This window comes from Mycobacterium sp. TH-M116, from assembly GCF_057473685.1.
Window position 1 is genome coordinate 1 of the sequence record NZ_JBYCLC010000334.1, and the last position, 2,979, is coordinate 2,979.

5 protein-coding genes and 1 pseudogene are annotated in these 2,979 nt (G+C 65.3%); all 6 read left to right on the plus strand.

Features of this window, described 5'->3' with window-relative positions:
• The first annotated feature begins 40 nt into the window (after positions 1-40).
• On the plus strand, positions 41-766 hold the full coding sequence (locus AC2VOK_RS17170; protein WP_428901558.1) for an Eco57I restriction-modification methylase domain-containing protein: 726 nt from the start codon (positions 41-43) through the stop codon (positions 764-766).
• 6 nt (positions 767-772) lie between these two features.
• Complete coding sequence (locus AC2VOK_RS17175; protein ID WP_428901559.1) at positions 773-1,129, plus strand: hypothetical protein; 357 nt, start codon at positions 773-775, stop codon at positions 1,127-1,129.
• Between the two features lie 186 nt (positions 1,130-1,315).
• The gene (locus tag AC2VOK_RS17180) at positions 1,316-1,657 is read left to right on the plus strand and encodes a hypothetical protein (RefSeq protein ID WP_428901560.1); all 342 of its coding nucleotides are present in this window, start codon (positions 1,316-1,318) and stop codon (positions 1,655-1,657) included.
• A gap of 86 nt (positions 1,658-1,743) precedes the next feature.
• Positions 1,744-2,388 (plus strand): hypothetical protein, encoded by a 645-nt coding sequence (locus AC2VOK_RS17185; RefSeq protein ID WP_428901561.1) that lies wholly within the window; start codon positions 1,744-1,746, stop codon positions 2,386-2,388.
• Between the two features lie 44 nt (positions 2,389-2,432).
• A pseudogene (locus AC2VOK_RS17190) lies at positions 2,433-2,781 on the plus strand (hypothetical protein); the annotation flags it as partial.
• Positions 2,781-2,979, plus strand: a 199-nt coding sequence (locus AC2VOK_RS17195; protein ID WP_428901562.1) for a hypothetical protein, incomplete at its 3' end; no start/stop codon positions are given. The pseudogene AC2VOK_RS17190 and the gene AC2VOK_RS17195, both read left to right, overlap by 1 nt.

The following is a 2,979-nucleotide window of genomic DNA, read 5'->3' on the forward strand; positions in this document are numbered from 1 at the left end:
CAAACTGCACATCGACCCCAGCCGGGTACCGCCCGGCGACATGTTCGACATCTTCGACGTCGACATCGACACGATCATCCACGTCGAGCTGCGCCGCAAGCTGGCCTCCGAGATCGTCGAGAACGATCCAGCCCGCAATACCGCCGCCAAACAGCGGCAGCTCACCGAACTGCGTCGCGTCGCTGCCGATCTGCGGCAGATCGCCGACGGGGTGGTTGCTGCCGGGCTGCCGCTGGGAGGCAAACCGGGGCGCGCAATCGATGAGGCCTACGAGAACTTGCGCATCGCCGTCAACGAAGCCCATCCGAAGGCCGGAGACCCGAGCCCGGCTTTGCTCGACGAGATCATCGATCGTAGCCTAACCCCCACCGTCCCAACTGATTACACACACTGGAAGCCGAACCACTGGATCATCGAGGCACCAGATGTGGTCATTGATCATGGCGGGTTCGACGCGATCATCGGCAACCCCCCGTTCCTCGGCGGGCAGAAGATCACCGGCGCGCTGGGGACCGACATTCGCGACTGGCTCGTCAATGTGGTTGCCGGTGGGATGCGAGGGAGTGCTGACCAGGTGGCCTATTTCTTCCTGCGCGCCGCCTCGCTGTTGCAGGCGAACGGCAGCCTGGGTCTGATCGCGACGAACACTGTCGGGCAGGGCGACACGCGGCAGGTCGGCCTCGATGCGATGGTTGCCGACGGGTTCACCATCACCCGCGCCATCCAGTCGCGTTCCTGGCCGGTGGCGAGCGCCAGCCTCGAGTAGGCCGCCGTGTGGGGCACCCTCGGTCCCGTCGCCGAGAACGTGCCCCGGGTCGCCAACGACATCCTGGTGCGGCGCATCAGCACCCTGCTCGAACCCGTCGGACGGGTCGAGGGCAACCCCATCCGCTTGGCGGAAAACGAAGGAATCGCGTTCCATTTGCCGGTAAGTGTGGAAGGCGTGGTCGAGGCGAATGTCATCCCAGCCGTCCGCGGCCATTGTCGCCATGTCGACCTCGATATGGATGTCACGCAGTCGGTCGATGTCCGTGTCGCCGTGGATGGCGGGATTGTTGACCAGGTTGTAGAGCTTCGTCAGTCCGAGCCCGCGGCGGAGCATGATCGTGCGCCGCTCGTCGTTCAATGACCGCCCGGCAGATTCGAGGCGATCGGACGCGGTAGGACGGGGGAATGTCTCGAACACATCGGAAGGCGAGTAATTGGCGCCAGCCCGCATAGTCGAGCTACTCCTCAGGCCCGCAAGCGAATCGAGCGGCAGGCGACGAGTCCGTTCCTCTCCCGGGTCATCCGCTGCGACGACTGCGATGCGTACATGTGCCGGGGGACGAACCAGAAGCGCCCGGTCCTCTACTGCCCGGCGTGCCGGCAAACGATGAGCCGAACGGCGTTGGACCCGTACCTCGTGCAGCGGCTGCTGAGCAAGCGCGGCTCCGAGCCGCTCGGCGGGGCGACCGTTCAGGCACAGTGGGCGGCTGCCGGGGCGAACGACTCGGTTCGGCGGGAGATCCTGTTGACGCAGCTGGACAGCCTCCGCATCCGCCGCGGCGTCGTCGGGCGCTATTTCGACGATCAGCGTGTGCTGCTGCGGTGGCACCCCGCCACAGAACTGGAGCCCGTGCCCAGCGCGCCGGGAACATGTCAGTGGGGGAGCTGACACTGTTCTCATGATGAGCACCAAAGCCTCGCCGACGTCTAGCCCGTTCTTTACAATCTTTGTCTAGGCGTGGGTAGAGCGATACGATGCCGAAGCGGACCGAGGTCATCAAGAAGATCAGGCGGGCAGCACAGGCTCGGGGGATGTTATTCGCTGAGCTGCGTGAAGGCGCCAGCCATACGATCTACAGTCTCGACGGCTTGATGATCCCGGTCGGCCGGCACAACGAGTTGACCAACCGTTATGCCGAGGACGTGTACCGAGAATGCGAAGCAAAATTAGGTAAGGGGGTGGTGGCGGTGAATACCTATACCGCGATCGCAAGCCCGGACGGCAAGTGCTGGCATGTCCGACTGCCCGGCCTGGGCAACCGTCCCGAATACGGGCTGCCCGCCCAGGCTCGCAATCTCGATCAGGTTGAACCGGCCGCGCGCGACCTGATCGCGTTGTGGCTCGACGTACCGGCGGACTCGTTCACTGTTGAGGTGCAGGTTGAGCTACCGGAGTCGGTTCATCACCACCTCGAACGGGCGGCCAAGCTGCGTCGCGAGGCCGCCGATGCGCAAGCCGGTGCCGCCGAGGAATACCGGCGTGCGGCAACCGAACTCAAAGGTGGTGGATTGACGGTGCGCGACATCGGCAAGGCGCTCGGCATTTCCTATCAGCGGGCGCATCAACTGGTCTCGGCCAAGGCAACGTTCCGCAACACGGCTAAAACCAGCGGGACCTAACCGCCATGACCGCAACGGCCGAGTTCATCAGTGACAGTTGCGCGTTGAACCACCAGCCCGACGGCACATCGTTCACCGTCCGGGAGAACCTCGTCGACATCCTGCAGCGTGAGCTGCTGGGCCCGGTGCACGGCCCGGAAGAGGTGCTGCCGTTCAGCCCGCGCTCGCACTATCTGGTCGGCTACATCGCCCCGGTGAAAATCACCACCGTCGCCGCGGGCGGCGATGGTGCCGAGGAATTCGATGACCAGCGCGGCGAGCCGGCCGAGGCCCGCTCGGATGCCGAGGGTTTGGCCGCGGGGCGCGGCGTGCCGGCGTTCGCCGCCGATGACGACAACGGCACCGACGCGGCCGACGAGGACGCCGAGGACCGGGCACCCAAGCAGGGCTTGATGATTCCGGCGTCGATGGGCCTGCGGTTTCAGGTGCCGACGGATCTGGCGTCGTTCACCGTCACCGCGACCTGGGGCACCTACGAAGCCGTCAAGACCGATCAGGTCACCAAGGCCGGCCGGACCGTGTATCACTATCAGCGCACCCCGATCGAGTTCCGCCGCGACATTGCGATGGCCAGCCTGCAGCCCGGCCACA